The sequence below is a fragment of the Paracoccus beibuensis genome, from assembly GCF_026162625.1.
GTDB lineage: Bacteria > Pseudomonadota > Alphaproteobacteria > Rhodobacterales > Rhodobacteraceae > Paracoccus > Paracoccus beibuensis.
Genome location: NZ_JAOTBD010000001.1, coordinates 166,793 through 191,272, shown reverse-complemented (window position 1 = coordinate 191,272; position 24,480 = coordinate 166,793). Strand labels below are relative to the sequence as shown.

32 protein-coding genes are annotated in these 24,480 nt (G+C 65.9%); 12 read left to right on the top strand and 20 right to left on the bottom strand.

The window, feature by feature from the left end:
- Positions 1-66 precede the first annotated feature (66 nt).
- From rplP to tuf, 12 genes are all read right to left on the bottom strand, one after another.
- Entirely contained in the window at positions 67-480 is a 414-nt protein-coding gene (gene rplP, locus OC159_RS01025) for a 50S ribosomal protein L16 (protein WP_265499289.1), read from the bottom strand.
- A gap of 12 nt (positions 481-492) precedes the next feature.
- Positions 493-1,203 (bottom strand): 30S ribosomal protein S3, encoded by a 711-nt coding sequence (rpsC, locus tag OC159_RS01020; RefSeq protein ID WP_265499288.1) that lies wholly within the window; start codon positions 1,201-1,203, stop codon positions 493-495.
- Positions 1,203-1,583, bottom strand: coding sequence for a 50S ribosomal protein L22 (gene rplV / locus OC159_RS01015; RefSeq protein ID WP_265499287.1), 381 nt, complete (start codon positions 1,581-1,583; stop codon positions 1,203-1,205). The genes rpsC and rplV overlap by 1 nt, the downstream gene beginning before the upstream one ends.
- A gap of 5 nt (positions 1,584-1,588) precedes the next feature.
- Positions 1,589-1,867, bottom strand: coding sequence for a 30S ribosomal protein S19 (gene rpsS / locus OC159_RS01010; RefSeq protein WP_136887226.1), 279 nt, complete (start codon positions 1,865-1,867; stop codon positions 1,589-1,591).
- Between the two features lie 3 nt (positions 1,868-1,870).
- Positions 1,871-2,710 carry a 50S ribosomal protein L2 gene (gene rplB, locus OC159_RS01005; protein ID WP_265499286.1) on the bottom strand — a complete coding sequence of 280 codons (840 nt, stop codon included), beginning with the start codon at positions 2,708-2,710 and terminating at the stop codon, positions 1,871-1,873.
- 96 nt (positions 2,711-2,806) lie between these two features.
- Complete coding sequence (locus tag OC159_RS01000; RefSeq protein WP_265499285.1) at positions 2,807-3,103, bottom strand: 50S ribosomal protein L23; 297 nt, start codon at positions 3,101-3,103, stop codon at positions 2,807-2,809.
- Positions 3,100-3,720 (bottom strand): 50S ribosomal protein L4, encoded by a 621-nt coding sequence (gene rplD / locus OC159_RS00995; protein ID WP_265499284.1) that lies wholly within the window; start codon positions 3,718-3,720, stop codon positions 3,100-3,102. Before rplD ends, OC159_RS01000 begins: the two co-directional genes overlap by 4 nt.
- Positions 3,720-4,571, bottom strand: coding sequence for a 50S ribosomal protein L3 (gene rplC / locus OC159_RS00990; RefSeq protein ID WP_265499283.1), 852 nt, complete (start codon positions 4,569-4,571; stop codon positions 3,720-3,722). The genes rplD and rplC overlap by 1 nt, the downstream gene beginning before the upstream one ends.
- An 11-nt stretch (positions 4,572-4,582) precedes the next feature.
- The gene (rpsJ, locus tag OC159_RS00985; protein ID WP_042247848.1) at positions 4,583-4,891 is read right to left on the bottom strand and encodes a 30S ribosomal protein S10; all 309 of its coding nucleotides are present in this window, start codon (positions 4,889-4,891) and stop codon (positions 4,583-4,585) included.
- A gap of 300 nt (positions 4,892-5,191) precedes the next feature.
- Complete coding sequence (locus OC159_RS00980) at positions 5,192-5,338, bottom strand: hypothetical protein (protein WP_265499282.1); 147 nt, start codon at positions 5,336-5,338, stop codon at positions 5,192-5,194.
- Positions 5,339-5,416: 78 nt separating this feature from the next.
- Positions 5,417-5,569: a hypothetical protein gene (locus OC159_RS00975; protein WP_265499281.1), complete on the bottom strand. Its 153-nt coding sequence runs from the start codon at positions 5,567-5,569 to the stop codon at positions 5,417-5,419.
- Positions 5,570-5,712: 143 nt separating this feature from the next.
- Positions 5,713-6,888 (bottom strand): elongation factor Tu, encoded by a 1,176-nt coding sequence (gene tuf, locus OC159_RS00970; RefSeq protein WP_265499280.1) that lies wholly within the window; start codon positions 6,886-6,888, stop codon positions 5,713-5,715.
- Positions 6,889-7,112: 224 nt separating this feature from the next.
- Between tuf and OC159_RS00965 the strand changes: the two genes are divergently transcribed.
- The 4 genes from OC159_RS00965 (at position 7,113) to OC159_RS00950 (ending at position 10,014) form a co-directional block, all read left to right on the top strand.
- The gene (locus OC159_RS00965; protein WP_265499279.1) at positions 7,113-7,919 is read left to right on the top strand and encodes a tellurite resistance TerB family protein; all 807 of its coding nucleotides are present in this window, start codon (positions 7,113-7,115) and stop codon (positions 7,917-7,919) included.
- Between the two features lie 87 nt (positions 7,920-8,006).
- Positions 8,007-8,456, top strand: coding sequence for a c-type cytochrome (locus OC159_RS00960; RefSeq protein ID WP_265499278.1), 450 nt, complete (start codon positions 8,007-8,009; stop codon positions 8,454-8,456).
- The gene (locus tag OC159_RS00955) at positions 8,457-9,038 is read left to right on the top strand and encodes a cytochrome b/b6 domain-containing protein (protein WP_265499277.1); all 582 of its coding nucleotides are present in this window, start codon (positions 8,457-8,459) and stop codon (positions 9,036-9,038) included.
- A 67-nt stretch (positions 9,039-9,105) separates the two neighbouring features.
- On the top strand, positions 9,106-10,014 hold the full coding sequence (locus OC159_RS00950; RefSeq protein WP_265499276.1) for an SDR family oxidoreductase: 909 nt from the start codon (positions 9,106-9,108) through the stop codon (positions 10,012-10,014).
- On the opposite strand, the gene parC is transcribed toward OC159_RS00950, so the two are convergent.
- Positions 10,011-12,254: a DNA topoisomerase IV subunit A gene (gene parC, locus OC159_RS00945; RefSeq protein WP_265499275.1), complete on the bottom strand. Its 2,244-nt coding sequence runs from the start codon at positions 12,252-12,254 to the stop codon at positions 10,011-10,013. The two genes, OC159_RS00950 and parC, sit on opposite strands and share 4 nt — an antisense overlap.
- Before the next feature lie 124 nt (positions 12,255-12,378).
- Between parC and OC159_RS00940 the strand changes: the two genes are divergently transcribed.
- From OC159_RS00940 to OC159_RS00910, 7 genes are all read left to right on the top strand, one after another.
- Positions 12,379-12,885 (top strand): SH3 domain-containing protein, encoded by a 507-nt coding sequence (locus OC159_RS00940; RefSeq protein WP_265499274.1) that lies wholly within the window; start codon positions 12,379-12,381, stop codon positions 12,883-12,885.
- Positions 12,882-13,700 (top strand): SDR family NAD(P)-dependent oxidoreductase, encoded by an 819-nt coding sequence (locus OC159_RS00935; protein ID WP_265499273.1) that lies wholly within the window; start codon positions 12,882-12,884, stop codon positions 13,698-13,700. The genes OC159_RS00940 and OC159_RS00935 overlap by 4 nt, the downstream gene beginning before the upstream one ends.
- Before the next feature lie 26 nt (positions 13,701-13,726).
- On the top strand, positions 13,727-13,927 hold the full coding sequence (locus OC159_RS00930) for a twin transmembrane helix small protein (protein WP_265499272.1): 201 nt from the start codon (positions 13,727-13,729) through the stop codon (positions 13,925-13,927).
- Positions 13,927-14,499, top strand: a complete 573-nt coding sequence (locus OC159_RS00925) for a cob(I)yrinic acid a,c-diamide adenosyltransferase (protein ID WP_265499422.1) — start codon at positions 13,927-13,929, stop codon at positions 14,497-14,499. Before OC159_RS00930 ends, OC159_RS00925 begins: the two co-directional genes overlap by 1 nt.
- A gap of 121 nt (positions 14,500-14,620) precedes the next feature.
- Positions 14,621-15,379, top strand: a complete 759-nt coding sequence (locus tag OC159_RS00920) for an electron transfer flavoprotein subunit beta/FixA family protein (RefSeq protein WP_265499271.1) — start codon at positions 14,621-14,623, stop codon at positions 15,377-15,379.
- Complete coding sequence (locus OC159_RS00915) at positions 15,379-16,305, top strand: electron transfer flavoprotein subunit alpha/FixB family protein (RefSeq protein WP_265499270.1); 927 nt, start codon at positions 15,379-15,381, stop codon at positions 16,303-16,305. The genes OC159_RS00920 and OC159_RS00915 overlap by 1 nt, the downstream gene beginning before the upstream one ends.
- Before the next feature lie 110 nt (positions 16,306-16,415).
- Positions 16,416-17,291 carry a 3-hydroxybutyryl-CoA dehydrogenase gene (locus OC159_RS00910; RefSeq protein WP_265499269.1) on the top strand — a complete coding sequence of 292 codons (876 nt, stop codon included), beginning with the start codon at positions 16,416-16,418 and terminating at the stop codon, positions 17,289-17,291.
- A 33-nt stretch (positions 17,292-17,324) separates the two neighbouring features.
- Here the strand turns inward: OC159_RS00910 and OC159_RS00905 are convergent, their stop codons facing one another.
- The 6 genes from OC159_RS00905 to OC159_RS00880 all read right to left on the bottom strand — a co-directional run bounded on the left by OC159_RS00905 (position 17,325) and on the right by OC159_RS00880 (position 20,569).
- Positions 17,325-17,723 (bottom strand): DUF2852 domain-containing protein, encoded by a 399-nt coding sequence (locus OC159_RS00905; protein ID WP_265499268.1) that lies wholly within the window; start codon positions 17,721-17,723, stop codon positions 17,325-17,327.
- 84 nt (positions 17,724-17,807) lie between these two features.
- Entirely contained in the window at positions 17,808-18,422 is a 615-nt protein-coding gene (locus tag OC159_RS00900) for a TetR/AcrR family transcriptional regulator (RefSeq protein WP_265499267.1), read from the bottom strand.
- Positions 18,422-18,700, bottom strand: a complete 279-nt coding sequence (locus OC159_RS00895) for an HPr family phosphocarrier protein (protein ID WP_265499266.1) — start codon at positions 18,698-18,700, stop codon at positions 18,422-18,424. The genes OC159_RS00900 and OC159_RS00895 overlap by 1 nt, the downstream gene beginning before the upstream one ends.
- On the bottom strand, positions 18,697-19,119 hold the full coding sequence (locus OC159_RS00890) for a PTS sugar transporter subunit IIA (RefSeq protein WP_265499265.1): 423 nt from the start codon (positions 19,117-19,119) through the stop codon (positions 18,697-18,699). The genes OC159_RS00895 and OC159_RS00890 overlap by 4 nt, the downstream gene beginning before the upstream one ends.
- A gap of 43 nt (positions 19,120-19,162) precedes the next feature.
- Positions 19,163-20,113 carry an RNase adapter RapZ gene (gene rapZ / locus OC159_RS00885; RefSeq protein WP_265499264.1) on the bottom strand — a complete coding sequence of 317 codons (951 nt, stop codon included), beginning with the start codon at positions 20,111-20,113 and terminating at the stop codon, positions 19,163-19,165.
- A 45-nt stretch (positions 20,114-20,158) separates the two neighbouring features.
- Entirely contained in the window at positions 20,159-20,569 is a 411-nt protein-coding gene (locus OC159_RS00880; RefSeq protein WP_265499263.1) for an HPr kinase/phosphorylase, read from the bottom strand.
- Between the two features lie 213 nt (positions 20,570-20,782).
- Here OC159_RS00880 and OC159_RS00875 point away from each other — a divergent pair, with 213 nt between their 5' ends.
- Positions 20,783-22,378 (top strand): phosphoenolpyruvate carboxykinase, encoded by a 1,596-nt coding sequence (locus OC159_RS00875; protein ID WP_265499262.1) that lies wholly within the window; start codon positions 20,783-20,785, stop codon positions 22,376-22,378.
- Between the two features lie 88 nt (positions 22,379-22,466).
- Here OC159_RS00875 and OC159_RS00870 read toward each other — a convergent pair whose 3' ends face one another.
- Positions 22,467-24,452: a PhoX family protein gene (locus OC159_RS00870; RefSeq protein WP_265499261.1), complete on the bottom strand. Its 1,986-nt coding sequence runs from the start codon at positions 24,450-24,452 to the stop codon at positions 22,467-22,469.
- Between the last annotated feature and the right edge of the window lie 28 nt (positions 24,453-24,480).

The window sequence follows — 24,480 nt, the reverse complement described above, 5'->3', positions numbered from 1 at the left end:
CGCCGGAAAAGAACAAGCCTCGCCGGTCGCCCGGCGAGGCCAGAGGCCGTCGTGGCCGCGCGGGACTTACCAGTCTTCGCGGGCAACGATGCGGGTCAGCACCGGCAGCTTCATGGCGCCGAGACGCAGGGCCTCACGCGCGATGGTGTCGCTGACGCCGTCGATCTCGAACATGATCCGGCCAGGGTGAACCCGGGCCGCCCAGAAGTCGATCGAGCCCTTGCCCTTACCCATCCGGACTTCGGTGGGCTTGGACGAGACCGGGACGTCCGGGAAGATCCGGATCCAGACCCGGCCCTGACGCTTCATGTGACGGGTGATCGCGCGGCGGGCCGCCTCGATCTGACGCGCGGTCACACGCTCGGGCTCGGTCGCCTTGAGGGCGAACGAGCCGAAGTTCAGGTCGAAACCGCCCTTGGCTTCGCCGTGGATCCGGCCCTTGTGCTGTTTGCGGAACTTCGTCCGTTTCGGTTGCAGCATCTTTTCTACTCCTTACCGGGCGTCGCGGCGCGGACCGCGAGGGGCCGGACCTTCCTGAGCCTCGGCGGTGCGGCGATCATGGGCCTGGGGATCATGTTCCATGATCTCGCCCTTGAAGATCCACACCTTCACACCGATGATCCCATAGGGGGTCGTGGCTTCGGACAGTGCATAGTCGATATCGGCCCGCAGGGTGTGCAGGGGCACGCGGCCCTCGCGGTACCATTCGGTCCGTGCGATCTCGGCGCCGCCAAGGCGGCCGGCGACATTCACGCGGATGCCCAAGGCACCCATGCGCATCGCGTTCTGGACCGAGCGCTTCATGGCCCGGCGGAACGAGACCCGACGCTCCAGCTGCTGGGCGATCGACTCGGCGACCAGCTGGGCATCGACTTCAGGCTTGCGCACTTCGACGATGTTCAGGTGCAGTTCGCTGTCGGTGAAGTTCGCCAGCTTCTTGCGCAGCACCTCGATGTCCGCACCCTTCTTGCCGATGATGACACCGGGACGCGCGGCGTGAATGGTCACGCGGCACTTCTTGTGGGGGCGCTCGATGATGACGCGGCTGACGCCGGCCTGCTTGGCTTCCTTGTGAATGAAGTCCCGGATCTTCAGGTCTTCAAGCAGCAGGTTGCCATAGTCCTTGTCGTCGGCGTACCAGCGGCTGTCCCAGGTGCGGTTGACCTGGAGGCGCATGCCGATCGGATTGACCTTCTGACCCATTACGCTTGCTCCTCGACTTGGCGCACCTTGATGGTGATTTCCGAAAACGGCTTCATGATCTTGCCGAAGCGGCCACGTGCCCGCGGACGGCCACGCTTCATCACCAGGTTCTTGCCGACCCAGGCCTCGGCGACGATCAGGTTGTCGACGTCCAGACCGTGGTTGTTCTCGGCGTTCGCGATGGCCGACTGCAGGCACTTCTTCACGTCACCCGCGATACGCTTGTGCGAGAAGGTCAGGTCGGCCAGGGCCTTGTCCACCTTCTTGCCGCGGATCAGCTGCGCGACGAGGTTCAGTTTCTGCGGCGAGGTGCGAAGCATCTTCGTCTTGGCGAAGGCCTCGTTCTCCGCCACGCGGCGCGGATTTGTTTCCTTACCCATGACGATTACTTCCTCTTGGCTTTCTTGTCCGCGGCGTGACCGTAATAGGTGCGCGTGGGCGAATATTCACCGAATTTCTGACCGATCATCTCTTCGCTGACGTTCACGGGGATGTGCTTGTGCCCGTTATAGACCGCGAAGGTCAGACCCACGAATTGCGGCAGGATGGTCGAACGGCGCGACCAGATCTTGATGACCTCGGATTTGCCGGATTCCCGAACCTTCTCCGCTTTCTTGAGCACATAGGCGTCAACAAAGGGGCCCTTCCAAACAGAACGTGCCATAGCTTAACGCCCCTTCTTCTTCGCGTGACGCGAACGCAAGATATACTTGTCGGTCGCCTTGTTGCTGCGGGTCTTCTTGCCCTTGGTGTCTTTACCCCAGGGCGTGACCGGGGTCCGGCCACCCGAGGTGCGGCCTTCACCACCACCATGCGGGTGGTCGATCGGGTTCATCGCGACGCCGCGAACGCTCGGGCGGATGCCCTTGTGGCGGTTGCGACCGGCTTTGCCGAGGTTCTGGTTCGAGTGGTCGGCGTTCGACACGGCACCGATGGTCGCCATGCATTCCTGACGGACCAGACGCAGTTCGCCCGAGGACAAGCGGATCTGAGCATAGCCGCCGTCGCGGCCGACGAATTGGGCATAGGTGCCGGCAGAACGCGCGATCTGGCCGCCCTTGCCGGGCTTCAGCTCAACATTATGGACGATCGTGCCGATGGGCATGCCGCTGAAGGGCATGGCATTGCCGGGCTTCACGTCGACCTTATTGCCGGCAAAGATCCGGTCGCCAACAGCCATGCGCTGCGGGGCGAGGATGTAGGCTTGCTCGCCGTCTTCATACTTCACCAGCGCGATGAAGGCGGTGCGGTTGGGATCGTACTCGATCCGCTCGACGACTGCCGCGATATCGAACTTGGTGCGCTTGAAATCGACGATGCGATACAGGCGCTTCGCACCACCGCCCTTGCGGCGCATGGTGATCCGTCCGGTGTTGTTCCGACCGCCCTTCTTCGTCAGACCCTCGGTGAGGGATTTGACGGGGCGACCTTTCCAAAGCTCCGAACGGTCGATCAGAACCAGCCCGCGCTGGCCAGGCGTCGTCGGTTTATACGACTTCAATGCCATCTTTCTGTCTTCCGTTGCTTTGGACCAGGATGGTCCGTTTCAGTCAAACGCGGCCGCCCCAAGGGTGCCCCGGGGCGGCCAGATCGCGGCCGATTGTCAGAGACCGGTCGAGACGTCGATGCTGTTACCCTCTTCCAGGGTGACATAGGCCTTCTTGACGTCGCTGCGACGGCCAAGCTGGCCGCGGAAGCGCTTCTGCTTGCCTTTGGTGATGGTGGTGTTGACCGCCTTCACCTTGACGCCGAACAGGGCTTCAACCGCCTGCTTGATCTGCGGCTTGGACGAATCCTTCGCCACCTGGAAGACGACGCCGTTGTTCTCGGACGTCATCGTCGCCTTCTCGGTGATGATCGGTTTGACGATCACGTCGTAGTGTTCTGCTTTCGCGCTCATTTCAAACGAGCCTCCAGAGCTTCGACACCGGCGCGCGTGATCACCAGCGTGTCACGCTTGAGGATGTCATACACGTTGGCGCCCATCGACGGCAGGATGTCCACGCCTTCGATGTTGCGGGCTGCGCGGGCGAAGCCTTCGTTGACTTCGGCACCGTCGATCACCAGCACGCGCTTCCAGCCGTTCTCGCGGACGGCCTTGGCGACGGCGGCGGTCTTGGCATCGGCGAGGTTCAGATCCTCGATGATCACCAGTTCACCCGCGGTGGCTTTCGCCGACAGCGCGTGGCGCAGGCCCAGGGCGCGGACCTTCTTGGGCAGGTCGAACGCGTGCGAGCGCGGGGTCGGACCCTTGTAGACGCCACCGTGACGGAAGGTCGGCGCCTTGCGGGACCCGTGGCGAGCGCCGCCGGTGCCCTTCTGGCGATAGATCTTCTTGGTCGAGTAGCTCACGTCCGACTTGCCCAGCACCGAGTGCGTGCCGGCCTGCGCCTTGGCGTGCTGCCAGCGCACGACGCGCTGCAGGATGTCGCCGCGCGGCTCCAGCCCGAAGACGTCATCTGCGAGCTCGATCGACCCGGCCTTGCCGGAATCCAGCTTGATCACATCAAGTTTCATCACTTGTCTCCTTCGGGCGCGGCTTCGGCATCCGTCTCGGTCGAAGCTTCGGCCTCCTGCAGAGCGGCTTCCTGCTCGGCAGCGGCGGCTTCCTCGGCGGCCTTGCGGGCGGCTTCTTCCTCGGCAGCTGCCTGGGCGGCGGCTTCCTCGGCCAGACGCTTGGCTTCCTCGGCGGCCGATTTCAGCGCGGCGGGATAGATCAGGTTCTCGGGCGTCGCCTTCTTGACGGCGTCCTTGACCGTGACCCAGCCACCTTTCGAACCCGGAACCGAACCCTTGACCATGATCAGGCCACGGTCGGCGTCGGTGCGGACGACCTGCAGGTTCTGCGTGGTGACGCGAACGGCACCCAGGTGACCCGCCATCTTCTTGCCCTTGAACACCTTGCCGGGGTCTTGGCACTGGCCAGTTGAACCGTGCGAACGGTGGCTGATCGACACGCCGTGCGAGGCGCGCAGACCACCGAAGTTGTGGCGCTTCATGGCGCCGGCAAATCCCTTACCGATCGAGGTGCCGGCGATGTCCACGTACTGACCCGCAAAGTAGTGGTCAGCAGTGATTTCCTCACCGACGTTGATCAGGTTCTCTTCGGCGACGCGGAATTCCGCGATCTTGCGCTTGGGCGCGACCGAGGCCTTGGCAAAGTGACCGCGCATCGCGGCGGTCGTGCGCTTGGCTTTGGCACTGCCTGCACCCAGCTGGACCGCGGTATAACCGTCGGTCGCGGCAGTGCGCTGCGCGACAACCTGAAGACCGTCCAGCTGCAGGACGGTGACGGGGACCTGGCGGCCGTCCTCGAGGAACAGACGCGTCATGCCCAGTTTCTTGGCGATAACACCAGTACGCAACATGATCAGCCTCCTCAGACCTTGATCTCGACATCCACGCCGGCGGCGAGGTCGAGCTTCATGAGGGCGTCAACGGTCTGCGGGGTCGGATCGACGATGTCCAGCAGACGCTTGTGCGTGCGGATTTCCCACTGGTCACGCGACTTCTTGTCGATGTGCGGACCACGCAGGACCGTGAACTTCTCGATCTTGTTGGGCAGCGGGATCGGGCCGCGAACGGTCGCGCCGGTGCGCTTGGCCGTGTTGACGATCTCCTGCGTGCTGGCGTCCAGCACGCGATAGTCAAACGCCTTCAACCGGATCCGGATATTCTGGCTTTGCATTTCACTTCCCTCTTGCGGGGAGTTCCAGTCGAGAGGCTGACATCGCACCACGCGGTGCCAGCATCGGACCGTTATGAAAACTGCAAGGCCGCCCTTCGTCGCGGGCGGCCCGTGCAAGGGCCGTCGATTCTCTGGGATCGACGGCGATGGGGGCTTATGCAAAATGTCGGCCGATCCGTCAAGCACCGATCTGTGCCGATCAGGGCGCAACCCGGCGGACCTGCCATAGGATCAAGGTCGACCTGATCCCCCGCCGCGCACCCGCGACCTGTACGCCCGGTTCGAACTGGCTTCGCAAGGTCAACGAGGCGCGGCAGAGGCGGTCGATTGGCGGCAGAAGGTCGTCGAAGACGATGCGGTTGGCACAGCCTCGTCCGCCACCAGGACGATCTCGCGCCGCTCTCCGACCAGAAGGGCCGCGACTGCCGGAAAATTTGCAACCGCCACGACATAGCCGCCGAGAAGTGGCCAACGCGGGCAAGCTACGAAGCGCCCGAAGGCCTGCAGGATGCGTCCGGCCGCCGTTCAGATCGTGATCGGCTGACCCAGCGGCGGCATCAGCCCGACAGTGATCACGCAGCAGACGGCGGTCCGGACGACGCCGCCCGTGCCGATGTCGGGACGGAGGAGCGGGGTCAGCCCCGGATCAGTGCCCGCAGCGGCAGAAGTGCAGGGCAAGCTTCCCATACCTGGCTCAGCGCCCCCAACCATCGCGGCCAGTGTCGCCCCCCCACCAAATCTGGGCGATGCGCCATAGACCGCTTGCCGCAAAAAACAGGCCGCCCGATTGGGCGGCCCTTTCTAGATCGATCTGTCTCGGATCACTGGATGATCTTGGAGACCACGCCGGCGCCGACGGTGCGGCCGCCTTCGCGGATGGCGAAGCGCAGCTTTTCTTCCATCGCGATCGGGGCGATCAGCTCGACCTCGAACTTCAGGTTGTCGCCCGGCATCACCATCTCGGTGCCTTCCGGCAGCTTCACGGTGCCCGTCACGTCCGTCGTGCGGAAGTAGAACTGCGGGCGATAGTTCGCGAAGAACGGCGTGTGGCGGCCGCCTTCTTCCTTGGTCAGGATGTAGGCCTCGGCCTCGAACTTGGTGTGCGGCTTGACCGAACCCGGCTTGCACAGCACCTGGCCGCGCTCGACGCCTTCACGGTCCACGCCGCGCAGCAGCGCGCCGATGTTGTCGCCGGCCTCGCCGCGGTCCAGCAGCTTGCGGAACATCTCGACGCCCGTGCAGGTGGTCTTGCGGGTGTCGCGGATGCCCACGATCTCCAGTTCGTCGCCGACGTTGACGGCGCCGCGCTCGACGCGACCGGTCACCACGGTGCCGCGGCCCGAGATCGAGAACACGTCCTCGATCGGCATCAGGAACGGCTGGTCCACGGCGCGCTCGGGCGTCGGGATGTATTCGTCGACGGCGGCGATCAGCGCGCGGATCGAGTCCTCGCCGATGGCGTTGTCGCGGCCTTCCATCGCGGCCAGGGCCGAGCCCTTGATGATCGGGATGTCGTCGCCCGGATAGTCGTAGGAGGACAGAAGTTCCCGCACCTCCATCTCGACCAGCTCCAGCAGTTCCTCGTCATCCACCTGGTCGACCTTGTTGAGGTAGACGACCATGTAGGGAATGCCGACCTGGCGGCCCAGCAGGATGTGCTCGCGCGTCTGCGGCATGGGGCCGTCGGCGGCGTTCACGACCAGGATCGCGCCGTCCATCTGCGCCGCACCGGTGATCATGTTCTTCACGTAGTCGGCGTGGCCCGGGCAGTCCACGTGCGCATAGTGGCGGTTCTCGGACTCGTATTCCACGTGCGCGGTCGAGATCGTGATCCCGCGGGCCTTCTCCTCGGGTGCGCCGTCGATCTGGTCATAGGCGCGGAATTCGCCGAAGTACTTCGTGATCGCCGCCGTCAGCGTCGTCTTGCCGTGGTCAACGTGACCAATGGTCCCGATGTTGACGTGCGGTTTGTTCCGTTCAAACTTTGCCTTTGCCATGTGGGCCTCCTGGATACCGCGGGGCATGGCTGAAAGGCCCCGGATGTGACGTGCGCCGCGACATATAAGGCGGCCCGGGGAAAATCAAGGGCGGGAACGCGGCCGGCATCGGCCGCTTCGCGCGTGCGGCGCCATTGCCGGAACGCAAAGGCGTCCCATATCGTTCGTGACGCAGCAGATCGGCGACACCGCCGGCCCAACCACGGGAGACGGACATGAGCTTGATGAGAAGTCTGACCAAGGTCGCAGCAGGCGTGATGCTGGCCAAGGGGATCGGCACGATGATGTCGCAGCAGCAGCAGGGCCGCAAGCATGGCAAGGTCCAGGGCGGCGGGTTGCTGGACAATCTTCTGGGCAACAACATGGGCGGCACCGGTGGCGGTATCGGCGGCATGCTGGGCCGCGCCATGGGCGGCCAGGGCGGCACGTCGCGCGGCAGCCTGGGCGGCTTGCTGGACCAGCTGGGCGGTGCATCGCGCGGCGGGCATGGCGGTCAGGGTGGCCTTGGCGGGATGCTGGGCGGGCTTCTGGGCGGCGCGGCCGCCGGCGGCGCTGCCGGGCGGCTGGCGCAGAAGGATTCGCAGCCGAAGAACGAGGCGAGCTTCGGCCAGCTCTTCGACGACTCGATCAGCCATGACGGAGAGCCGCAGGTGACGCCGACGCCCGAGCAGAACGCCCTGGCCGGGCTGATGCTGCGCGCGATGATCCAGGCCGCCAAGTCAGACGGCCATATCGACGATGCCGAACGCCAGCGCCTTCTGGGCCACCTGGGCGACGATCTCGACGCCGAGGAACGCGACTTCATCCGCCAGCAGATGACCGCCCCGGTCGATGCGGCAGCCCTTGCGCGCGACGTCCCCGAAGGGATGCAGGCGCAGGTCTACCTGATGTCGCTTCTTGCGATCGACTTCGACAGCGAGGCCGAGGCCCGATACCTCAACGAACTGGCCGTCGCGATGGGACTGGACCGCTCGACCGTGAACGACATCCACCGCAAGGCCGGGGTCATGCCGCTTTACAACCGCGCGTGAACGGGCGTCACGGCGATTGATCGGATGGGAATGCTCTGCCACTCTGCTGGCAGAGCATTTCTTCCGAAGACCTTTCAGGAGCCAGCCATGCGCCAGATCGCCCTCGCCGCCGCAATCGCCGTTACCGGCGCCGCCGCATTGGCCCAGTCCCCCGAGGACGCGGTGGAAGGCCGCCACGGCTTCATGACGATGCTGTCGATCGAAATGGGCGCGCTGGCCGGCATGGCGAAGGGAGAGGTTCCCTATGACGAGGCGATGGCCACGGCGGCCGCGCGGAACCTGATGGCCCTGGCAAGCTATGATGCGCCGAAGCTGTTTGTCGAAGGGACCTCTTCGGAGGATCTGGACGATTCGGACGCCCTGCCCGCCATCTGGCAGGACCGCGAGGATTTCGAGGCGCAGTTCGCCGCCCTGCAAGAGGCGGCCCAGGGCATCGACCAGCAGGTGACGGGCGGGCAGGAAAGTCTCGGCCCGGTCGTGCAGAAGCTTGGCGTGACCTGCCGCGACTGCCACGACTCGTATCGCCTGGACCGCTGAATGAGGGCGCCGACCGAGCGGGTCCGCCTGTGGGACCCCTGGCTCCGGATCTATCACTGGCTGCTGGCCGGGCTGGTCATTGCCAATTGGTTGCTGGGAAAGTTCGGACCCTCGGTCATGACGCTGCATTTCTGGTTCGGCTACACGATCCTGGGCCTGCTGGTCTTCCGGCTGGTCTGGGGCATCGTCGGCCCCGACTCGGCGCGCTTTACCAGCTTCGTGCGAGGACCGCGGGCGACTTGGGCCTATGTCCGTCGCCTTCATCGCCGCGAACCGAGCCACTGGCCGGGGCACAACCCGATGGGCGCGTTCTCGGTCGTGGCGATGCTGGTCGTCCTTCTGTGGCAGGTCGGCAGCGGCCTGATCCTTGACCCCGACGATTTCATCAACGTGGGACCGCTGGCCGACCAGGTCAGCCGCGCAACCTCTCGCGCGGCGGCGGGGTGGCACGACCTGGGGGCCAACCTGATCCTGATCCTGGTGCTGCTGCACGTCGCGGTGATCCTCTATTACCGCATCTGGAAGCGCGAGGACCTGGTGGGGCCGATGATCACCGGCTGGAAATGGGTGCGTCGCCGCTGACGGCGGCAACCCGGAACCATGGGGCGCCGGGGCCGTTGCCACCGACACGCAACTGCACGAGGTTCCGATGTCGAGCGACCCCCTTCTTCCGCCCTTCCGCAGCGGTGCGCTGTCCGATCCCCGGCTTCCCGTTCCGGACTTTCCGCGGCAGGAGCAGAAGGCTCCGGGCCTTGCCCGCGACATGGACCCCCTGCCGGATCACGGCGAGGAAAGCTACAAAGGCAGCGGGCGGCTGAAGGGCAAGCGTGCGCTGATCACCGGCGGCGACAGCGGCATCGGCGCAGCGGCGGCCATCGCCTTTGCCCGCGAAGGCGCGGACGTCGCAATCAACTACCTGCCCGAGGAGCAGCCGGACGCCGACCGCGTGGTCGCCGCCGTAAAGGCCGAGGGCCGTGTGGCCGTCGCCATTCCCGGCGACCTGCGCGAGGAAGCCTTCTGCAAGGAGCTGGTGGAAAGCGCCGTGTCGCAGCTGGGAGGGCTGGACGTGCTGGTCAACAATGCCGGCCGTCAGCAGTTCTGCCACAAGCTGGAGGACCTGACCACCGCCGACTTCGACGCGACGATGAAGACCAACGTCTACGCGCCCTTCTGGGTGACCAAGGCGGCGCTGGCCCACATGGGCAAGGGTGGGTCGATCATCATCACGTCGTCGGTGCAGGCCTTCAAGCCGGCGGGCCACCTCTTCGATTATGCCCAGAGCAAGGCCGCGAACGTGGCCTTCGCGCAGTCGCTGGCCAAGCAACTGGCACCGCGCGGCATCCGCGTGAACGCCGTCTGCCCCGGCCCCTACTGGACCGCCTTGCAGGTCAGCGGCGGCCAGACCACGGATGCGGCCTCGCATCACGGGGCCAGCCAGCCGCTCGGCCGACCCGGCCAGCCGGTCGAGATCGCGCCGATCTATGTGCTGCTGGCCTCGGACGAGGCCAGTTATATCACCGGCGAGTACTTCGGCTCGGTCGGCGGGAACGGGCTCTAGGTAAAGCGATTGTCGCGCGGGAAACCGCGCGGCGCCATCCGCCCGGTGCTGCCGCGCTTGCCCAGCCATTCGCTCAGGTCCGGCTCTGTCCGGGTCTTGCCGCCCACCATCTGCCAGGACAGGCCACCGGCCAGCGTCAGGCAGATCGCGTCAACCATGCAGTCGTCCGCGATCAGCCCGCCGCCCTTGCCATAGCGCTGGAGCCGAACGCCCTTGCCGCGCGACATCTCGGGCAGTTCGGCCAGCGGGAAGACCAGCAGCTTACGGTTTTCGCCCACGACGGCGACGTGATCACCGTGCACCGGGCGGCAGAGCAGCGCGTCCCCGTTCAGCACCTGCTTGCCCGACCGCGTCTGCGCCAGGATGTCGCCCGATCCGACGATGAAGCCGTCCCCGGCCTTGGATGCGACCAGATACTTCACCCCGTCGCGCCAGGGGAACATGGCGATGATCTCGGCCTCGTTCGGCAGGTCGATCATCAGGCGCAGCGGTTCGCCCATGCCCCGGCCGCCGGGCAGCGTGTTGGCCGGGATCGTATAGAACCGGCCGTTCGACGCAAAGACCATCAGCTTGTCGGTGGTTTCCGCGTGCAGCGCCAAGCCCGGCCCGTCGCCGTCCTTGAACTTCAGCTCCGCGTCCAGCGGCTGGTGGCCCTTCATGCTGCGGATCCAGCCCATCTTCGACAGGATGACGGTCAGCGGCTCGCGCTCGATCATCGAATCCAGGTCGATGACCGGGGTTTCGGCGGCCTCGGCGATGGTCGTGCGGCGCTGGCCGTCGGGGCTGGACTTGCCGAAAAGGTTCCGCACCTCTTTCAGCTGATCCGCGATCCGCGCCCATTGCACGTTCTCGCTGGCCAGCATGGCCTGCAGCCCCTCGCGTTCATCAAGCAGGGCGTCGCGCTCCGCCCGCAGCTCGATCTCCTCGAGCTTGCGCAGCGCACGCAGACGCATGTTCAGGATCGCCTCGACCTGGACGTCCGACAGGCCGAACTCGGCCATCATGACGGCCTTGGGCTCATCCTCGTGGCGGATGATCTCGATCACCCGGTCCAGGTTCAAATAGGCGACCAGATAGCCTTCCAGCACCTCCAGCCGGGCGGCGATCTTCTCCAGCCGGAAGTTGGCACGGCGGACCAGAACCTCGCGCCGGTGGTCCAGGAAGGCGCGCAGGACCTCCTTGAGCGAACAGACCTTGGGCACGCGGCCGTCGATCAGCACGTTCATGTTCAGGTTGAACCGGATTTCCAGATCGCTGGCGCGGAACAGCGCGCCCATCAGCTGTTCGGGGTCGACGGTGCGGGCCTTCGGCTCCAGCACGATGCGGATGTCCTCGGCCGATTCGTCGCGGACATCGGCGAAGATGGGAATCTTGCGGGTCTGGATCAACTCGGCCAGCCGCTCGATCAGCTTGGACTTCTGGACCTGGTAGGGGATCTCGGTCACGACGATCTGCCACAGCCCCCGGCCCAGATCTTCCTGCGCCCACCGCGCGCGCACGCGGAACGCGCCGCGGCCGGTTCGGTAGGTCTCGGCGATGCTCTCGCGGCTTTCGACGATCACGCCGCCGGTCGGGAAGTCGGGGCCCTGGATGATGCCCGCCAGGGTGTCGTCGCGTGCGTCAGGCGTCTTGATCAGGTGCAGGCAGGCGTCCACGACCTCGTGCAGGTTGTGGGGCGGCACGTTGGTGGCCATGCCCACCGCGATGCCGGACGCGCCGTTCGCCAGCAGGTTCGGGAAGGCCGCGGGCAGCACGACGGGTTCCGACAGCGTGCCGTCATAGTTCGGGCGGAAATCGACCGAATCCTCGGCCAGCCCGTCCATCAGCGACTCGGATGTCGCCGCCAGCCGCGCCTCGGTGTATCGGGCGGCGGCCGGGTTGTCGCCGTCGATGTTGCCGAAGTTCCCCTGCCCGTGCACCAGCGGATAGCGCATGGCGAAGTCCTGGGCCAGGCGCGCCATCGCGTCATAGATCGCGGCATCGCCATGCGGGTGATAGTTGCCCATCACGTCGCCGGTGATCTTCGCGGACTTGCGGAAGGCGCCGTTCGGCGACAGGCGCAGTTCGCGCATCGCGTAGAGGATGCGGCGGTGAACCGGCTTCAGCCCGTCGCGGGCATCGGGCAGGGCGCGGTGCATGATGGTGGACAGCGCATAGGTCAGATACCGCTCGCCGATAGCGCGGCTCAGCGGTTCGGATTGCGTGCCGTCTTGCGGGTCGGGAAGCAGATCGTCGGACATGGTTCCTTGGATATGCCGCGCCGCCCGGACGGTCCAGATCGAAATGCATGGCGGGAACGCGGCGGGAAGCTTGGCGTTGAGGCGCCGGATTGTTAGGCTGGGCGCGGGCAAGGGAACGCACACGATGATCAGGCTGGGGCTGCTGATGCTGGCGACGCTTCTGGGGCTGTGGTTGGTTCTGGCCACCTATGGCGACGGAAACCTTCGGGCCGACCGCGCGCCTGTCGCACCGGCGGCGGTGACGGCGGCGCAGGATGCCGGGGCGGCCGAGGCGGCTCCGGCCGCGCCCCTGCCCGTGCAGGCGCCGGCCGAGATCATTCCCGCGGCCAGCCAGACGCCCGAGCAGGTGGTGGAATTCCGTGGCCCCGAACTGGTGCCGTCGCCCGAACATGCCGGCCGCGATCCCGAACCCGACCCGGCGGCGGATGCGGGTGACATGCTTTACGTTACGGCGACGCGGCTCAACATGCGGTCGGGCCCGGGGTCGGACAACGGGGTCGTTTCGGCGCTGGCGCAAGGGACGGGCGTCACGCCGGTCGGCGACGCCGCGGACGGCTGGGTCGAGGTCAGCGCGCCGGACGGTCGGCGGGGCTTCGTTTCGACCGACTTCCTGTCGGCGGAGGCGCCGTGAAGCGAGTTCTCGTGACCGGCTGTTCGTCCGGCATCGGGCTGGATGCTGCGCGCCGGCTGACGGCCGAGGGGTGGTGCGTCGTCGCCACCTGCCGCCGCCGCGCAGACCTGGACGCCCGCCGCGCCGAGGGGATGGAGGCCGTCCACCTGGACCTTGGCGACGAGGCCAGCGTCGCCGCCTGCGCCGACGAGGTTCTGACCGGTGGTCCGCTGGACGCGCTGGTCAACAACGCGGCCTTCGCCCTTCCCGGCGCGATCGAGGACATGCCGCGCGGCGCCCTGCGCGCAATATTCGAGGTGAACCTGTTCGGCACCCATGACCTGACCGTCAGGCTGATCCCGCATTTCCGCGGGCGCGAGGATGCGCGGATCGTCAACATCAGCTCGGTCCTGGGGTTGATCGGCATTCCGTGGCGCGGCCCCTATGTGGCCACGAAGTTCGCGCTCGAGGGCCTGACCGACGTCCTGCGGCTGGAGATGCACGGCGCGCCTGTCAAGATCGTCCTGATCGAGCCCGGCCCGATCACCAGCCGCATCCGTGAAAACGCCATCCCGCATTTCGAACGTTGGGTCGACTGGCAGGCGAGTCCGCGCGCAGGGCAGTACCGCGAAACGCTGCTCAAGCGGCTCTACCAGCCATCGGGCAAGGACCGGTTCGAGCTGCCGCCCAGTGCCGTCAGCGACCGGATCGTGACGGCCCTGACCGCCCGGAACCCTGCGCCGCGCTATTATGTCACGGCGCCGACGCGCATTTCAGGCGTGGCGCGGCGGGTTCTGTCGTCCCGCGCACTGGACTGGTTTGCCCGGCGGGGATAGGGTCGCGGGCGAAAGGCGGTGCGCCCATGGAAGACAAATCCCTGTTCATCGTCATGCTGGTGTCGATCGGCGTGGTCGTGGCGATCCTGATGACCGGCATCGGCGGCTTCGCCCGCGGCGGTGAGTTCAATCGCAAGCATGGCAACCGGATGATGCGTTGGCGGCTTTACGCGCAGGCAGGCGCCATCGCCCTCATGCTGCTGTTCGTCTGGTGGAGGTCGCTCTGATGGTCGTGCTGAACAAGATCTATACCCGCACCGGAGACAAGGGCGACACCGCCCTGTCGGACGGCAGCCGCGTGGCCAAGCACGATCCGCGGGTCGAAGCCTATGGCACCGTCGACGAGCTGAATGCGACACTCGGGCTCTGTCGACTGCACGCCGGGGGCGAATTGGCCGAACGGATGGCGGTGATCCAGAACGACCTGTTCGATCTGGGCGCGGACCTGTCGCGGCCGAACATGGCCGCCGACGACCACGCAGGCTATCCGGTGCTGCGGATCATCGACGCGCAGGTCGACCGGCTGGAGGCAGAGATCGACGCCATGAACGCGAACCTGCAGCCGCTGCGCAGCTTCATCCTGCCCGGCGGGACGGCGCTGGCGGCGCATCTGCACCTTGCCCGCACCGTCGCCCGCCGGGCCGAACGCCGCGCGACGGAACTGCTGGCGGGCGGCGACGTGAACGGGTCGGCGGTGCGGTACCTGAACCGCCTTTCGGACTGGCTGTTCGTGGCCGGGCGCGTTGCCAACGACGGCGGTGCCAGTGACATCCTGTGGGTTCCGGGCGCCAGCCGTTAGCGCCAGACTGGCCAGAACAGCCGCAAACGCGACGTTCCGTGACGCTTTTGCGCTGTTATTGCCGGAACGCCCTGTCTAACACTGCCCCTCGATAGACGACGGAAGAAAGGGAGAGAGGCTGATGAAAGTCCTCGTGCCGGTTAAGCGGGTGATCGACTATAACGTGAAGGCCCGCGTCAAGGCGGACGGGTCGGGTGTCGATCTGGCCAACGTGAAGATGTCGATGAACCCCTTCGACGAAATTGCGGTGGAAGAAGCGATCCGCCTGAAGGAGAAGGGCACGGCCACCGACATCGTGGCCGTCAGCATCGGCGTCAAGCAGGCCGCCGAGACGCTGCGCACCGCGCTGGCCATGGGCGCCGACCGCGCCATTTTGGTCGTCGCCGCCGATGACGTGCATCAGGACATCGAGCCGCTGGCCGTCGCCAAGATCCTCAAGGCCATCGTCGATGCCGAACAGCCCGGGCTGGTCATCGCCGGCAAACAGGCCATCGACAACGACATGAACGCGACCGGCCAGATGCTGTCGGCTCTGCTGGGCTGGAGCCAGGCGACCTTCGCGTCGAAGCTGGAGATCGCCGGAGAGACCGCCAAGGTCACCCGCGAGGTCGACGGCGGCCTGCAGACCATCGAGGTCAAGCTGCCCGCCATCGTCACCGCCGACCTGCGCCTGAACGAGCCGCGCTATGCGTCGCTGCCCAACATCATGAAGGCCAAGAAGAAGCCGCTGGAGGAGAAGACCCCCGCCGATTACGGCGTGGACGTCGCCCCGCGCCTGACGGTCGTCAGCACGCGCGAGCCCGAGGGCCGCAAGGCGGGCATCAAGGTCGGCTCGGTCGACGAGCTGGTGTCGAAACTGAAAGAAGCGGGGGTCGTTTGATGGCTGTTCTTCTGCTGGCCGAAGTCACCCATGGTGAGTTGAACCTCGACGCGACAGGCAAGGCCGTCAGCGCCGTGGTGTCACTGGGCGACGTCACCGTTCTCTGCGCCGGTGCGCAGGCGCGCGCTGCCGCCGAGGCCGCCGCGAAAATCGCTGGCGTCGCCAAGGTCCTGGTGGCCGAGGACGCGCGCTATGGCCACCGCCTGGCCGAGCCGACTGCGGCGCTGCTGGTGTCGCTTGCGGGGGAATATAGCCACGTCGTGGCGCCCGCGACCACGGATGCCAAGAACATCATGCCGCGCGTCGCCGCGCTGCTGGACGTGATGGTGATCTCGGACGTCTCGAAGGTGATCGACGCCGACACGTTCGAACGCCCGGTCTATGCCGGCAACGCGATCCAGACGGTCAAATCCTCGGACGCGACCAAGGTCATGACCATCCGCACCACCAGCTTCGACGCGGCAGGCGAAGGCGGTCAGGCATCGGTGTCCGACGCGGCGCTGGCCGACGATCCGGCGCTGTCGACCTGGCTGAACGACGAGACCGCCGAGAGCGATCGCCCCGAGCTGACCTCGGCCGGCCGCGTCGTCTCGGGCGGCCGTGCGCTGGGGTCGAAGGAGCAGTTCGTGCTGATCGAGCAGCTGGCCGACAAGCTGGGCGCCGCCGTCGGCGCGTCGCGGGCGGCGGTCGACTCGGGCTATGCGCCGAACGACTGGCAGGTGGGCCAGACCGGCAAGGTGGTGGCGCCCGCGCTCTACGTCGCGGTCGGCATCTCGGGTGCGATCCAGCACCTCGCGGGCATGAAGGACAGCAAGGTCATCGTCGCCATCAACAAGGATGAAGAGGCCCCGATCTTCCAGGTGGCCGATTACGGCCTGGTCGGCGATCTGTTCCAGATCGTTCCGGAACTGACCGAGAAGCTCTGACCGCGACCCTGCGGAACGACCTGTGCAGCCGCCCCTTCGGGGGCGGTTTTGCATTGCAGCCCCGCCAGCCCCGCCCTATCGTTCGGGCGAGCAAAAACGGGGGTGCAGACATGGCGATTCAATCGGTTGGCGTGATCGGTGCAGGCCAGATGGGCAACGGCATCGCCCATGTCTTCGCGGTCGCCGGCTTCGACGTGCTGCTGACCGACATCAGCCAGGATGCTCTGGACAAGGCCATCTCTCTGATCGACCGCAACCTGGAACGTCAGGTCAGCCGCGACAAGATCTCGGCCGAGGACAAGAAAGCCACCATGGGCCGCCTGCGCACCACGCTGAAGCTGTCGGACCTGGGCCAGACCGATCTGGTGATCGAGGCCGCGACGGAGCGTGAGACCGTCAAGCAGGCGATCTTCGAGGACCTGGTCCCGCATCTGAAACCCGAAACCATCCTGACCTCAAATACGTCCTCGATCTCGATCACGCGGCTGGCCAGCCGGACCGACCGGCCCGAGAAATTCATGGGGTTTCACTTCATGAATCCGGTCCCCGTGATGCAGCTGGTCGAGCTGATCCGCGGCATCGCCACGGACGAAGCGACGTATTCATTGCTTCTGGACGTCGTCAACAAGCTCGGCAAGACCGCCGCCAGCGCCGAGGATTTCCCGGCCTTCATCGTCAACCGCATCCTGATGCCGATGATCAACGAGGCGGTCTATACGCTTTATGAAGGTGTGGGCTCGGTTCGGTCGATCGACAGCGCGATGAAGCTGGGCACCAACCACCCGATGGGTCCGCTGGAACTGGCCGACTTCATCGGCCTGGACACCTGCCTTGCCATCATGAACGTGCTGCATGACGGGCTGGCCGATACCAAGTACCGCCCCTGCCCGCTGCTGACCAAGTATGTCGAGGCCGGCTGGCTGGGCCGCAAGACCGGCCGCGGCTTTTACGACTATCGCGGCGAAACGCCTGTTCCGACGCGGTAAGACAGGGGCCGGTCGCCCGGCCCCGCTTGTCGGTCACGCATCCGCCTTGGGCTGGCGGTTGCCCATGAACTGGTCGAATTCGGCCTTGTCCTTGGCCTCTCGCAGCTTCTGCAGGAAGTCGACGAACTCGCGGTGCTCGTCTTCCAGCCGCTTCAGCGTCTGTTCGCGATAGGCGTCGAAGGCCGTGTTGCCGGTCGAGGGCGCGGTATAGCGGGGGGCGCGTATGCGCTTGCTGCATCCGAACATGCGTTTGCTCCAGATCATGTAGAAAAGAAGGCCAAGGCCGACGGGCCAGAAGGCGATGAAGCCAAGGATCATTGCGACGATCCAGGCTGGGCGGCCGCGCTCGTCCAGCCAGTCGCGCCCGCGGGCAAGGAAGTCGCCGAAGCGTGGTCCCGACAGCGGCCGAAGTGCGCGTGAGACAGTGTCCATCTCATGGTCTCCCAATGTTAATGTTAATCACATTTACATAGATGGGAGCAATCGGCGCGCCGTCAAGACGGACAATCGCAAAAATCAGTCGGGGATCAGGCCGAGGCCGCGGAGATAGATCAACGCTCCGCTCTCCAGCATCTCACTGGCGGCGACGGGGCTTCGGCTGCCGGGCTTGCCCCTGCCGAACAGCTCGACGACGCCGTGGCTCAGCGCCCAGATGTGGTTCGCCACCATCCGCGCCGGCGGACGGTCGGCGGCAGGCAGCCGCGCCGAAAGCGCCTCGGCCGCGTCGATCAGCACGCCCTGTGCCCGTCCGGATGCCGCTGCAAGTTCCGCATTGCCGACGATGGAGATCCCGGATTCGAACATCGCCATGTAGTAACCGGGCCGCTCGGCCGCGAAATCCAGATAGGCCTGCCCCATGCGAAGAAATGCCGTCAGCGGCTTGGGGCGCCCGTGGTCGAAGGCCGCCGACAGACGGTCGGTGAAGTCGACGAAGCCTTGGCGCGCCACCTCCTCCAGAAGGTCGTCACGACCCTTGAAATGGCGATAGGGCGCGGCGGCCGACACTCCGGCATTACGCGCCGCCTCGGTCAGGGTGAATGCCTGCGGACCCTGTGCCTCGATCAGCGCGGCGGTTGCTTCCACCAGTGCCTGGCGCAGGTTGCCGTGGTGATAGGACTTGCGCTCGGGCACTACATGCCTTCGCCGAAGTAGTCCGCGACAAGCGCATCCAGCGCGTCAAGAAGCGCGACCGCCTCGGGTCCGGTGGCGGTGACCCTGATCTGGCTGCCGCGGGGGGCCGTCAGCATCAGAAGGCCCATGATCGAGTCGCCGGCGACCGCCATGCCGTCCTTTTCGACCGTGGCCTGGGCGTCGAACCGCTCTACCACGTCGACGAACTTGGCGCTGGCGCGGGCGTGCAGCCCCTTGACGTTGATGATCGACAGTTGCCGCGTGACGCTGTCGCTCATCTGGCGCAGCTTCCGTCGCCCATCCCGGCTTCCGGCGGCACGTTGTATGAATTGATGTACTTGCGGCCCGCGTCCTTGGCGCAACTGACTGCGTCACGCACCGTCAGGTGGCGCGACTTGGCCAGTTTGACCAGCATGGGCAGGTTCGCCCCGTAGAGGATGGTCCGGTCCTGCACGGCGCAGGCCGGCAGCGACAGGTTCGAGGGGGATCCGCCGAAGAGGTCGGTCACCAGGACCACGCCGTCGCCCAGATCGACCGCATCGGCGGCGGCCTTGATCTCTGCTGTCTTCACGGCGCGGTCGTGATCGTCCTCGATCGCGACGGCAGCGATGCCCACCTGGGGGCCTACGACATGTTCGACGGCGGAAAGATATTCCCGCGCCAGCCCGCCATGCGCCACAATGACAATTCCGATCAACGCGCCCCACCAAGACAAAACGACCGCCCGGGTCCTCGGAGTTTCACAGCGCCTGCTCCCGCATCGGCACTGCCCCGCTTGGGGGCGACGCATCCGCGCCGGTGTTTAGCGCAGCGCCGCGACGCTCCAGTTCCCTGTGCCTTATTGACACCGGCCAGCCAGCATCTGCAAGCGCAACAGCCGCATTTTCCACCAAAGTGACGGAACGGTGTTTCCCCCCGGTGCAGCCGAAACCCACAGCCAGATGCGATTTTCCCTCCTCGATATGGGCAGGCAGCAGGAATTTCACCAGATCGCAGGTCCGCGTGAAAAACTCGGCGAATCGAGGATCGGCGGCGACATGCGCCTGAACGCGCGGATCGCGGCCGTCGAGGGCGCGCAGGTCCGGCTTCCAGTGGGGGTTCGCAAGGAAGCGGCAATCGAACATCATGTCGAGGCCCCGGGGCACCCCGCGCTTGTAGCTGAAGGAATGCAGTGAGACGCTGAGCCGCCGGCCCGGCCTGACATCGAACCATTGCGCCAGCTCGGCCTTCAGGTCGTGCGGCGACAGGTCGGTCGTGTCGACCAGCACGTCGGCCCGCGCCCGGATGGGTGCCAGCAGGTCGATCTCGGCCAGCACGCCCCCCAGTGGCGCCTCGTCCGGCGCCAGCGGGTGACGGCGGCGCGTCTCGCTGTAGCGGCGTACCAGGACGTCCGCGTTGCAGTCGAGGAACAGCACCTCGGGCGAATATTCGGGCAGCCGCGTCAGGCGGTCGATCAACTCGATGACGTTGGCCGTGGAAAAGTCGCGATTGCGCACGTCCAGCCCCAGCGCCAGCGGCATCGGCCGCGCCGGTCCGTCCAGAAGCCGCGGGATCAGCGACAGGGGCAGGTTGTCGATCGCCTCGAAGCCCAAGTCCTCGAGCACGTTGATCGCGGTGGAGCGACCCGCACCAGACGGACCCGTCACCAGCACCAGTCGCTGGATGTCTTCCGAATTCGATGGTCTTGTCATGACGTTCCGGACCATTCGCGTTCCTCTGTCCGCCGGTTCCGCGCTTCAGGCAAGGCGCCGCCCCAGAAGCATCTGCCGCAGCGCAGCATAAAGATGCGCGCGATAGGGACCCAGCACAAGCGGAACCGGCACACCCAGCCAATCGTGCACATGCATGTGTGGCAGGCGCTCCACTTCCTCGCGACCAAGGTCGCAGGCCAGCGCGACCGGAACCGGAGCCGACGCCTCGGCCGATAGGATACCGACCCCGCGCGCCTCGATCCTGCCGCGAAGCTGTGCCGGCACCGACGCGATCAGCTGCCCGGCTATAAGTTCGAGGTCGGTCCTGTCATCCGCCACCAGCAGTGCCCCCACCGCCATCAGCTGCAGGGCCAGCGTCGACTTGCCTGATCCCGCGGGCCCGAGGATCAAGAGCCCCCGCCCGTGGATCGCCACGGTCGTTGCATGCAGTTGCATCCGAATCACCGCTGCAATTCTCCTCAAGTCCGAGATGCTCAATTTACCCGCTGACCGCTCCAAAGCGCGTCCAAAGGAATTATGATTGCGATAACATCAGCAGTTAACGCTAACCGTTTGCGCTGTCGTATTTCGCCACGAATCTCAGATGTTATAGCCGATCTTGCTGCATCCACATCCCCGCAGCGCCCTTCAGCCACGGAGCCACCTACCATGACGACGCGCGTAAACCCCACCTGCCGGCTCGAGGACCAAGGCATCGAGGGGCTGGGCCAAGTCCATTACAACCTCCTGGAGCCTGCCCTGATGTCCGAGGCCGTTGCGCGCGGAGAGGGCAAGCTGGGCCTGGGGGGCAGCTTCCTTGTCTCGACCGGGGCGCATACGGGCCGCTCGCCCAAGGACAAGTTCGTCGTCCGCGCGCCGTCGGTGGAGGACACGATCTGGTGGGATAACAACAAGCCGATGGCGCCCGAGGCGTTCAACCTGCTGCATGCCGACATGCTGGCGCACATGAAGGGCCGCGACTATTTCGTGCAGGACCTCTTCGCCGGTGCCGACCCGGAAAACCGCCTCGACGTCCGCGTGGTGACCGAACTGGCCTGGCACGGCCTCTTTATCCGCCACTTGCTGCGCCGCCCCGAGGCCGCCGAGCTTGCGACTTTCATCCCCGAGTTCACGATCATCAACTGCCCCGGCTTCCAGGCTGACCCCGCACGTCATGGCTGTCGGTCCGAAACAGTGATCGCGATGAACTTCGACAAAAAGCTGATCCTGATCGCCAACACTGCCTATGCTGGCGAGAACAAGAAATCGGTCTTCACGCTGCTGAACTACCTGCTGCCCGAAAAGGGCATCATGCCGATGCATTGCAGCGCCAACCACGCTCCCGGCAACCCCGACGACAGCGCCGTCTTCTTCGGCCTGTCCGGCACCGGCAAGACAACGCTGTCGGCCGACCCGTCGCGCGTCCTGATCGGCGACGACGAACACGGCTGGTCCGACACCGGCATCTTCAACTTCGAAGGCGGCTGCTACGCCAAGACGATCAACCTCTCGCCCAAGGCCGAGCCCGAGATCTTTGCCACCACCTCGCGGTTCGGCACCGTGGTCGAGAACATGGTCTACGATCAGGACAGCCTCGAACTGGACTTCGAGGACAACTCGATCACCGATAACATGCGCTGCGCCTATCCGTTGGACGCGATCTCGAACGCCTCGGCCACCAGCCTCGGCGGTCACCCGAAGAACGTGATCATGCTGACCTGCGACGCCTATGGCGTGCTGCCCCCCATCGCGCGACTGACGCCGGCGCAGGCCATGTACCACTTCCTCTCGGGCTTCACCTCGAAAACCCCGGGAACCGAGGTAGGCGTGACCGAGCCGATCCCGACCTTCTCGACCTGCTTCGGCGCACCTTTCATGCCCCGCCGCCCCGAGGTCTATGGCAAGCTGCTGCAGCAGAAGATCGCCCAGCACGGCGCCAGTTGCTGGTTGGTCAACACCGGCTGGACCGGCGGCGCCTTCGGCACCGGCAAGCGGATGCCGATCGCCGCGACCCGTGCATTGCTGGCCGCCGCATTGGACGGGACGCTGAACGACGTCCAGTTCCGCCACGACCCGAACTTCGGCTTCGACGTTCCCGTCAGCGTCCCGGGTGTCGACGACCGCCTGCTCGACCCGCGCCGGACATGGTCCGATCCGGCCGCCTATGACGCGCAGGCGCAGAAGCTGGTGCAGATGTTCTGCGACAACTTCGCCCAATATCTTGACGCCATCGACGACGAGATCCGCGCCGCCGCCATCGGCTGAACCCGCCGCGCAGCACGAACAAACCCGCGCCGAAAGGCGCGGGTTTCTCACATCGTGTCGGGCGGCCATCGGCCGCCCGTCAATTTGGTCAGCCGATGCGGCCACCGCCTTGCTTGGTGATGGCCACGACCGCCGGACGCACCGGCATATTATCGTGGAAGTCCGGCCAACGGGTCGACAGGTCTTCGTAATAGGACACGCGCCCGTGGCCTTCCCAGTCCTCACCACCGTCGCCGGGGTGCTGAACCGCCACGAAGAAGGTCGTCAGGTCCGGCGTCGGGCACGGCCCGCACATCTCGCCGCCGACCGGCACGCGGTAGAACAGGCGCGACGTGCCGCGGGCATCGCCCTCGGTATCCACGGCCCAAAGACCATCGGTCCGCCCCGTGTCGCCGGCCGAGTTGCCGTCCGTCGACACCCACAGGCGCCCGTCGGCGTCGATGGCGCAGTTGTCGGGCATCCCGAACCAGCCGTTCTCGGTCGTCTCGGTCGAGAAGGTGGCGCCGACCGCGGCGACTGACGGGTCGCCGCACTTCACCAGGATCTCCCAGATTCCCGCGGTCGCGGCCAGGTCGCCGCCGTCTTCCTGGATCTCGATGATGTGGCCGAAGGCGTTTTCCACGCGCGGGTTGGCGGCATTCGCCTCTTCGCGCTTGGTGTTGTTGGTCAGCATCACATAAGCGCGGCCGGTGTTTGCGTCGGGGTCGATGTCCTCGGGACGGTCCATCGGCGTCGCTTCCAGCAGGTCGGCGGCGCGTCGTGTCTCGATCAGCACGTCGGCCTGGCTCTCGAACCCGTTCTCGGCAGTCAGCGGGCCTTCGCCATAAACCATAGGCAGCCACTGCACCGTGCCATCCTCGTCGAAGCGCGCCACATAGAGCGTGCCTTTGTCCAGCAGGTCCATGTTGGCGGCACGATCGTCAGGATTGTACGTTCCGGCGGTAACAAACTTGTAGACATAGTCGAAGCGCTCGTCGTCACCCAGGTAGAAAACCACGCGGCCGTCCTTGGCGACGGCACTTGACGCACCCTCGTGCTTGAAGCGGCCAAGCGCGGTGCGCTTCTTCGGGGTCGAGTTCGGGTCCATGACGTCGACCTCGACGATCCAGCCAAAGCGGTTCGGCTCGTTCGGCTCCTGGCCGATGTCGAAGCGCTTGTCGAAGAAGCCCCACTGGTAGGTACCGCCCGGAACGCCAAGACGCTTGTAGTTGGCGGCTTCGGGGTGGTCCGCCGGCAGTTCGCCGGTGAAATAGCCGTGGATGTTCTCCTCGGCCATGATGTAGGTGCCCCAAGGCGTCACGCCGCCGGCGCAGTTGTTGATCGTGCCGAAGACCTTCGTGCCGGTATCGTCGGCCGAGGTCTTCATCCGGTCATGGCCCGCGGCGGGGCCGGTCAATTCCATCGCAGTCTTCGCGGTGATGCGGCGGTTCATCGCGCCATCCAGCACCGGCTGCCATTTGCTGTCGACCTTGCGGATCTCGATCACCGTACCGCCATGGGCGGCCATCTCGATGCCCACCCGCTCGGCGGTGGCGTCGGCGACGACCATCTCGCCGTTCTGCATGGTGACGATGCCGGGGAACATCAGGTGTTCGTTGGTGTATTCGTGGTTCACGACCAGCAGGCCGTGATCGTCGGCGTCGTCCAGCGGGATAAAGCCCACGAAGTCGTTGTTATAGCCGAACTGGCGTTCCTGCGCGGCCTCGGTCTGCTTCGCCGGGTCGAATTCCGGCGCGTCGGCAAAGACCTTGTCACCCCAGCGCAGCAGGACGTCTGCGTCATAGCCCCCGGCGACATGGTGGTCGGCATCGACGCCGGCCATGACCTCGGGGAAGTCGAAGACGCTGCCCAACGCGCCCTGCGCCTTGGCCTCGCCCGCCGACATCAGCGCAATGGGGCTGACCGTGGCGCTGATCGCCACCGTCGCCATCGAGCCGCGCAGGAAGCCGCGGCGCGAGAAACGGGCGGCGATGATCTCGCCCATGGTGCGGTTCTGGGTGGGGTTCAGGCCGGGGCCGTCGGCCTCTTCCAGCTGTGTGGTGCGGAAAACGTGGCGGCGTGTGGTGTCATCCATCGCGTGGCTCCTGTCGGTCGTTTCTGAT

Coding starts and splice junctions, on each gene's coding strand:
- OC159_RS00955 (WP_265499277.1), top strand. CDS start 8,457: ATGAGGGCGCCGACCGAGCGGGTCCGCCTGTGGGACCCCTGGCTCCGG.
- rapZ (WP_265499264.1), bottom strand. CDS start 20,113: ATGACAAGACCATCGAATTCGGAAGACATCCAGCGACTGGTGCTGGTG.
- OC159_RS00915 (WP_265499270.1), top strand. CDS start 15,379: ATGGCTGTTCTTCTGCTGGCCGAAGTCACCCATGGTGAGTTGAACCTC.
- rplC (WP_265499283.1), bottom strand. CDS start 4,571: ATGTTGCGTACTGGTGTTATCGCCAAGAAACTGGGCATGACGCGTCTG.
- OC159_RS00930 (WP_265499272.1), top strand. CDS start 13,727: ATGGAAGACAAATCCCTGTTCATCGTCATGCTGGTGTCGATCGGCGTG.
- rplV (WP_265499287.1), bottom strand. CDS start 1,583: ATGGGTAAGGAAACAAATCCGCGCCGCGTGGCGGAGAACGAGGCCTTC.
- OC159_RS01000 (WP_265499285.1), bottom strand. CDS start 3,103: ATGAGCGCGAAAGCAGAACACTACGACGTGATCGTCAAACCGATCATC.
- rpsC (WP_265499288.1), bottom strand. CDS start 1,203: ATGGGTCAGAAGGTCAATCCGATCGGCATGCGCCTCCAGGTCAACCGC.
- rplB (WP_265499286.1), bottom strand. CDS start 2,710: ATGGCATTGAAGTCGTATAAACCGACGACGCCTGGCCAGCGCGGGCTG.
- OC159_RS00880 (WP_265499263.1), bottom strand. CDS start 20,569: ATGCAACTGCATGCAACGACCGTGGCGATCCACGGGCGGGGGCTCTTG.
- parC (WP_265499275.1), bottom strand. CDS start 12,254: ATGTCCGACGATCTGCTTCCCGACCCGCAAGACGGCACGCAATCCGAA.
- OC159_RS00905 (WP_265499268.1), bottom strand. CDS start 17,723: ATGGACACTGTCTCACGCGCACTTCGGCCGCTGTCGGGACCACGCTTC.
- OC159_RS00960 (WP_265499278.1), top strand. CDS start 8,007: ATGCGCCAGATCGCCCTCGCCGCCGCAATCGCCGTTACCGGCGCCGCC.
- tuf (WP_265499280.1), bottom strand. CDS start 6,888: ATGGCAAAGGCAAAGTTTGAACGGAACAAACCGCACGTCAACATCGGG.
- OC159_RS00895 (WP_265499266.1), bottom strand. CDS start 18,700: ATGAGCGACAGCGTCACGCGGCAACTGTCGATCATCAACGTCAAGGGG.
- OC159_RS00920 (WP_265499271.1), top strand. CDS start 14,621: ATGAAAGTCCTCGTGCCGGTTAAGCGGGTGATCGACTATAACGTGAAG.
- OC159_RS00965 (WP_265499279.1), top strand. CDS start 7,113: ATGAGAAGTCTGACCAAGGTCGCAGCAGGCGTGATGCTGGCCAAGGGG.
- OC159_RS00875 (WP_265499262.1), top strand. CDS start 20,783: ATGACGACGCGCGTAAACCCCACCTGCCGGCTCGAGGACCAAGGCATC.
- rplD (WP_265499284.1), bottom strand. CDS start 3,720: ATGAAACTTGATGTGATCAAGCTGGATTCCGGCAAGGCCGGGTCGATC.
- rpsS (WP_136887226.1), bottom strand. CDS start 1,867: ATGGCACGTTCTGTTTGGAAGGGCCCCTTTGTTGACGCCTATGTGCTC.
- OC159_RS00950 (WP_265499276.1), top strand. CDS start 9,106: ATGTCGAGCGACCCCCTTCTTCCGCCCTTCCGCAGCGGTGCGCTGTCC.
- OC159_RS00940 (WP_265499274.1), top strand. CDS start 12,379: ATGATCAGGCTGGGGCTGCTGATGCTGGCGACGCTTCTGGGGCTGTGG.
- rpsJ (WP_042247848.1), bottom strand. CDS start 4,891: ATGCAAAGCCAGAATATCCGGATCCGGTTGAAGGCGTTTGACTATCGC.
- OC159_RS00910 (WP_265499269.1), top strand. CDS start 16,416: ATGGCGATTCAATCGGTTGGCGTGATCGGTGCAGGCCAGATGGGCAAC.
- OC159_RS00870 (WP_265499261.1), bottom strand. CDS start 24,452: ATGGATGACACCACACGCCGCCACGTTTTCCGCACCACACAGCTGGAA.
- OC159_RS00925 (WP_265499422.1), top strand. CDS start 13,927: ATGGTCGTGCTGAACAAGATCTATACCCGCACCGGAGACAAGGGCGAC.
- rplP (WP_265499289.1), bottom strand. CDS start 480: ATGCTGCAACCGAAACGGACGAAGTTCCGCAAACAGCACAAGGGCCGG.